The organism is Mesobacillus sp. (genome assembly GCF_047739415.1).
Taxonomy (GTDB): domain Bacteria; phylum Bacillota; class Bacilli; order Bacillales; family Cytobacillaceae; genus Mesobacillus.
This window is the reverse complement of record NZ_JBIQOE010000133.1, coordinates 1-6,015: the sequence shown is the minus strand read 5'-3', so window position 1 is coordinate 6,015 and position 6,015 is coordinate 1. Positions and strand designations below refer to the sequence as shown.

At 39.0% G+C, this 6,015-nt stretch carries 8 protein-coding genes; 5 read left to right on the top strand and 3 right to left on the bottom strand.

Annotated elements, in window-relative coordinates; genetic code table 11:
* The first annotated feature begins 549 nt into the window (after nucleotides 1-549).
* The 3 genes from ACH0QE_RS10625 to ACH0QE_RS10615 are packed head-to-tail and all read left to right on the top strand — an operon-like array spanning nucleotide 550 to nucleotide 2,689.
* Nucleotides 550-1,275, top strand: a complete 726-nt coding sequence (locus ACH0QE_RS10625) for an SDR family NAD(P)-dependent oxidoreductase (protein WP_415800652.1) — start codon at nucleotides 550-552, stop codon at nucleotides 1,273-1,275.
* Nucleotides 1,275-2,315 carry an S-adenosylmethionine:tRNA ribosyltransferase-isomerase gene (locus ACH0QE_RS10620; protein WP_415800651.1) on the top strand — a complete coding sequence of 347 codons (1,041 nt, stop codon included), beginning with the start codon at nucleotides 1,275-1,277 and terminating at the stop codon, nucleotides 2,313-2,315. Before ACH0QE_RS10625 ends, ACH0QE_RS10620 begins: the two co-directional genes overlap by 1 nt.
* 20 nt (nucleotides 2,316-2,335) lie before the next feature.
* Nucleotides 2,336-2,689, top strand: coding sequence for a VOC family protein (locus tag ACH0QE_RS10615; protein WP_415800650.1), 354 nt, complete (start codon nucleotides 2,336-2,338; stop codon nucleotides 2,687-2,689).
* 43 nt (nucleotides 2,690-2,732) lie between these two features.
* Here ACH0QE_RS10615 and ACH0QE_RS10610 read toward each other — a convergent pair whose 3' ends face one another.
* Nucleotides 2,733-3,203 carry a DUF2062 domain-containing protein gene (locus tag ACH0QE_RS10610; protein WP_415800649.1) on the bottom strand — a complete coding sequence of 157 codons (471 nt, stop codon included), beginning with the start codon at nucleotides 3,201-3,203 and terminating at the stop codon, nucleotides 2,733-2,735.
* A gap of 258 nt (nucleotides 3,204-3,461) precedes the next feature.
* Here ACH0QE_RS10610 and pssA point away from each other — a divergent pair, with 258 nt between their 5' ends.
* Nucleotides 3,462-4,157, top strand: a complete 696-nt coding sequence (gene pssA, locus ACH0QE_RS10605) for a CDP-diacylglycerol--serine O-phosphatidyltransferase (protein ID WP_415800648.1) — start codon at nucleotides 3,462-3,464, stop codon at nucleotides 4,155-4,157.
* Between the two features lie 52 nt (nucleotides 4,158-4,209).
* Here pssA and ACH0QE_RS10600 read toward each other — a convergent pair whose 3' ends face one another.
* Complete coding sequence (locus ACH0QE_RS10600; RefSeq protein WP_415800647.1) at nucleotides 4,210-4,404, bottom strand: CsbD family protein; 195 nt, start codon at nucleotides 4,402-4,404, stop codon at nucleotides 4,210-4,212.
* 95 nt (nucleotides 4,405-4,499) lie between these two features.
* Here ACH0QE_RS10600 and ACH0QE_RS10595 point away from each other — a divergent pair, with 95 nt between their 5' ends.
* Entirely contained in the window at nucleotides 4,500-5,288 is a 789-nt protein-coding gene (locus ACH0QE_RS10595; protein WP_415800646.1) for a nucleotidyltransferase domain-containing protein, read from the top strand.
* Nucleotides 5,289-5,366: 78 nt separating this feature from the next.
* On the opposite strand, the gene pduL is transcribed toward ACH0QE_RS10595, so the two are convergent.
* Nucleotides 5,367-5,930, bottom strand: coding sequence for a phosphate propanoyltransferase (gene pduL / locus ACH0QE_RS10590; RefSeq protein ID WP_415800645.1), 564 nt, complete (start codon nucleotides 5,928-5,930; stop codon nucleotides 5,367-5,369).
* Between the last annotated feature and the right edge of the window lie 85 nt (nucleotides 5,931-6,015).

Genomic DNA, 6,015 nt, shown 5'->3' with positions numbered 1-6,015 from the left:
GATTTAAAAGGAATTTAGTTGATGTGCATGCACCAGAATCAGTTATTGGTGAACTTATAAGTCGATTAAATGACATTGAAACAATACAAGTGAAAAAAGGACATGTTTATGATTGCATATTCGGCCAATCAGATAGCCATTACTTTTTGTTCGAATGGGGTATCTATGATTAGTATCACTAAAGCCACACATACATTTGTGAAGTTATTCACTTAAACTATCGGGTGCTTATCTTCCATAAAGTAATACGATAAAAAAAGCTCGAAGCATATTGGCTCCGAGCTTTTTTGCGTGCTAATTTCATTGTTAAAGTGTCTGCTAATTCAACTGCGAATTACCGTGCAAAAAGCACTGCTAATTCAAATTTTGTACTTCAAAACCGAACCCGTTACTATTTTGCAGCCTTTTTATTTTTTTTAAACCAATATAATCTTAAAATGCTTAAAACTTAGACTAAAGTTGTAGATAATATCAAGCTTCTCGACGATGTTGAGTTTTCTTCAAAATCTTAAGATAAAAACAAGAAGAAAACTTAGGAGGAAGTAGAACATGGTGAAAAATAAAGTAGTTATGATTACAGGTGTAACACAGGGATTAGGAAAAGCACTGATGCTAAGATTTGCAAAGGAAGGCGCTAAACTCGCTGTTTGCGCTCGAAGGGGAAATGAACTTGAAATAGTAAAAAAGGAAGCGGAATCACATGGTGCCAAGGTGCTGGCAGTCCAAGCAGATGTATCATTGCCGCGTGATGCTGAAAAATTTGTAGCACTGACAACTAAAACTTTCGGTCGTATTGATGTGCTAATCAATAATGCATCAATACTGGGGCCAAGTCCACTGCCACTACTGATGGATTACCCGGAAGAAGATTTCGCTGAGGTCATCAGGGTAAACAGCATCAGTCCCTTCTTTATGGCAAGGCGGGTGCTTCCTGCCATGCTCATACAGGGCGAAGGATCAGTTATAAATGTAACTTCAGAAGCTGGCCATGTTGGGTATGCGGGCTGGGGAGCATATGGAATTTCAAAATTTGCAGTCGAGGGCTTAACTCAAACATGGGCAGATGAACTAGACGGTACAAATGTAAGAATGAATATGGTCGATCCTGGAGAGATGGATACCGAAATGCATTCTCTTGCAGTTCCGGACTGTGATTATGAAATTGCAAGGCCGGATGATGTTGTTGACGTGTTTCTTTACCTCGCTTCCGAAGAATCAAAAGGAATCAACGGTCAGCGGTTCCAGGCACAAGAGTTTAAAAGGGAGGTATTATAATGCAGATGGAAACAAAGGTACACACTCATGATTTTTCTCTGCCATCTTCTCTTAACGCCTCAAGTCCACCAGAAAGGAGAGGACTGCGCAGGGATCAGGTAAAGATGATGGTGTTGGACAGAGTAACGGGTAATGTTGTGCACGACCAATTTATTCAAATCGAAAAATATTTCAATTCAGGGGATATACTTGTGCTGAATAATAGCAGAACAATCCCCGCAATTCTGAAAGGAACATGGCTCCGAAACGGAAAGGTGATTGGCACGAACGTAGAAATGCGGCTTGCCAGGAAGAAGAATGACTCGGTATGGGAAGTATTAATCGTAGCAACAAATGTACAATCAGGAGATTGCTTTAAATTCTCGGAATCTTTAGATGCGAATGTAATTGGGGAAGTATTCAAATCACCGCTTAAAATCATCCAGTTCACTCTACAAGGGCAAGATTTTTACGATGAAATCTACTCAATGGGTGAACCAATAAGATATGAGTATATTCATCACCCGTGGAACCTCGATTATTACCAAACTGTTTTTGCAAGTCAGCCAGGGTCTGTCGAGATGCCATCAGCCGGTCGGGCTTTCAGCTGGGAGCTTCTGTTAAAGCTGCAGCAAAAAGGAGTTAAATTGGCTTTTTTACAGCTTCATACGGGCCTTAGTTATCTTCTCGATGATGAGTATGCCCATTCACCAGAAGAACACTTTGAAGAATATTCTATTCGCCAGGAAGATATGGAGGCAATAGTAAAAGCTAGAAATGCAGGAGGGAAGGTAATTGCAGCTGGAACTACTGTTGTCCGTGCTCTTGAAACCGCCTCCGTAAATTCAACTATCGAAGGCTGGACAAATCTATATATCACTTCGGATTATGAATTGCAGCTCGTAGATGGAATCATAACAGGGTTCCATGAACCAAAGGCAAGCCATTTGGATATGCTGGCTGCCTTCGTTGATAAGAACAAACTCTTTGAAGCTTATAATATTGCAATTGAACAAAACTATCTGTGGCATGAATTTGGTGATATTAATCTAATCATTTAGATGAAAGAGGGAAGAGGAAAATGAGATTCCATCATTTTGCACTTGAAGTAAGCGATTTAACACGATCAAAGTCTTTTTATGAAGCCTTTCTTGGTTTTAAGGAAAGCAGCAGAATACTTTTTGAGAAGGAAGAAATTATCTTCTTGGAACACAACGGAATCATGCTTGAATTGTATCAAAATAAGTCCGGTGGAGAGATTGGTGAAAGGATGCATTTTTGCTTCGAAGTGGATAATCTTTATGAAAAGATGAAGGAAATGGAGAAAAGAGAATTAGATTCTTATGAGGGGCCAATTACATTAAACAACGGTTGGAAGACGGTGTTCTACTTGGGTCCGGACAATGAGGTGATTGAATACCTTCAGGTCACGTAGTCTAAAAATAAGGAAAGGAAAAGCGCATTGCTTATTCCATTCCTTATTTTTTTATTTCCCATTTTTTCACTATAGTAAGAAAGCTTATTCGGTATTTTCTCATAATTGTATAAATGAGATAGTATACAACCATCCCGAAAAGAATGATATTAATGATCATGCCTATGAAAAAAACGGCACCTAAATGGATCCCGGCATCTAAACCATGAGAGGGCATACCCGCTGCCGAGGGGAAGATACCATAAGGGAAAAGGGTTTCACCGACTACGACATTCAAATAAAATAAGAACGGGAAAAGCCAAATGAGTGCAACACCGCTAATGAAACCGGCTATTGGATTCCCTTTGAAGAGTTTGGCACCCACGGTAGAAAGTATAGGCCCCATGCCGAATGATGGGATGAAGTGGATTAAAAAACCAAGGGTAAACCCTAGGGATACATTATGTGCGTTCTCTTTTATTCTAAATAACTTTATAAGAAGAAATTTTAGTTTACGCAAGTTCTTATTGATCATAATTCACCAGCCCCAAATTAGTATACAATTTGATGAATCATTTTAATAGCCTTTTTGACAAATTACTTCCATGCAGATACACTCTTTGGATTCCAGATAAGAATTTTTCTGGTTAACCTCTATTCAGAATGAGAAAAAATGATATAGTTAAACTATATTTTCGGCGATTCTATAATAAAATAAACATGATTATTAGGTGACTGGGGTAAAAATAGGCATAAGCAGAATTAGAAAAAGTTCGGAGAGTGATGACAACTGATGCGGTTTACAAAAATGATTCCCAATATGTTCACGCTTGGGAATCTGTATTGCGGTTTTCTATCAATTGGATTTGCGGCTAATGGCCAATTTAACAATGCAGCCATTTTAATTTTAATCGGCATGATGTTGGACAGCATGGACGGAAGGCTGGCGAGGATGCTGAAAGCGGACAGCAAGCTGGGAAAGGAACTTGATTCACTGGCGGATATCGTCACATTTGGTGTAGCACCATCGTTCCTGGTTTATTATACATACTTTTACCAATTTGGATTATGGGGCTTAATGGTAGCGGGACTATTCCCGTTATTCGGAGCTTATCGCCTGGCGAGGTTCAATATCAGTACTGATAAATCTTCGCTTAATTATTTTATTGGGGTGCCGATTACTGCCGCTGGCGGAATTATGGCCATCCTCACTTTATTTGGTGACTTGATTCCGAATATCGTAACTACTGTTGTTTTTACGGCACTGAGTTTCCTCATGGTAAGCAGAATCAGGATTCCAAGCTTCAAGGAAGTACCGCTTCCTAAGTATGGAACAATCGTCACAATATTCCTTGGTTCTTTGTTGTTTGTCATTTGGAAAGGAACCTACAGCCAATTCCCTTACTTGATTTATATCGCAACTCCGCTTTATGTAGCGTATTTGGCCTATCGATTTGTGAAAGGGAAAAACAAGAATAATATTGATTAGTATATAAAAAAGCCTTTGCTGACTAAGCAAAGGCTTTTCACATTAACGCTTATTAATTTCTGGACGAGTCGTTAAATGCACGTGATACATCTTCTTTCATATCACCAGCTGTTTCTTTCAGTTTTCCTTTTCCCTTATCCAGGCGGCCTTCAACTTCCATAGATTCATTGTCGGTCAGCTTGCCGAATTGCTTCTTGGCTTCACCTTTAACCTGGTCAAATGCGCCTTTTGATTGCTTGTCATTCATTATTTTGGCCTCCTTTATTTGAGTATATTCTTTTATACCCTTTACGATTGATGGCAAACTATTAAGTGAATGTGATGAAAGGAGCCAATCTGAAAATGAAGGACCATATCATAACTGTATTAAATCAAATTGAAAAAGAATATGAGGTAAAAATACTTTATGCATGTGACGCCGGGAGCAGAGCGCTGGGATTTGCATCACCAGACAGTGATTATGATATCCGCTTCATTTATATTCATAAAAAAGATTGGTATTTATCGATTGATCAGCAGAAGGATGTTATCGAAATACCAAAAGAAGATCCGCTTTCCACTATTGTCGATCCCAAATTAGATATGGTCGGTTGGGAACTGACTAAAACTCTCAGGCTTTTCCGGAAGTCTAATCCTTCCTTGCTCGAATGGCTTAATTCAAAATATGTTTATTGCAATCATGCTTATCTGGCCGAGAAATTGAAGTCAATGCAAGATACTGTCATTTCACATAAAGCATATATAAACCATCATCTCAATCTTGTAACAAGAAATGTCATCGATATGCAAAAGAAGAAGGAGTGGAGGGGGAAGGTATATCTATATATTCTCAGGTCAATCCTGTCGGCAAAATGGTTACAAATACATAGGCAAACCCCACCAGTTGAATTCATGGAACTTTTAAGCATTTTAGAAAATGCACCAGTAAAAAGGGAAGTGAAGGACTTGCTTTGGAAGAAACAAATCGGGGAACGTTATTCCATTGAGAAAAACTTGATTCTTAATGATTTCATAGAACAAGAAATTAAACTGCTTGCTAGTTATGCTAAATTTGCAAGTCAAAAACTTGACGACCCTACAAAAGAACTTAACGAATTGTTTCGAGTAACACTTAAGGAAGTCTGGGAGTAATCCGCTTTTTGTTTGTAAGTGTTCTCTGTAGTTCAAATAAACATGGCCGGACTGCTTATGTTGCAGTTCCGGCCATGTTTATTTCATTATTTCAACCTGGTCACCAGTTCGCAGGCCAGCCGCGTTAGCTTCATCAGTATCAATGTGCATATCAAGAGCGTAGGAGTCTTTCACCCTTATGAGTACTTGATTGAATACTAAGCTTCTTTCACCTGCAGATCTAATACTTACATAGTCTCCATCTTGGACATTATACTTTGCAGCGTCAGCTTGGGTCATATGAATATGGCGTTCTGCCACAATGACGCCTTCCTGAATTTCGAGTTCACCTTTTGGAGCGACAAGCTTAATGCCTGGAGTGCCGGCAATCTTCCCTGAAGCTCTTAACGGTGCTTTTACTCCGAGGGAAAAGGAGTCAGTCTTTGAAATTTCAAGCTGAGTAAACTTCCTTAAAGGACCAAGAATCCTGACTGCAGGAAATTCCCCTTTAGGGCCAATGACTCTTACTGTTTCATCCGAGGCAAATTCCCCTGGCTGCGAAAGTTCTTTAGCAGTAGTAAGCTGATATCCTTCACCGAAAAGCTGATCTAAATCTTCTCTTTTTAAATGAATATGACGATTTGATACACCAATAGGAATCATTTGAGAACTCCTTTCAAGTTCTTTGATTCATTTATTTTACCCTGCCTGAATTAATAAACACCTAAATAAAAAAATATGTAATTAC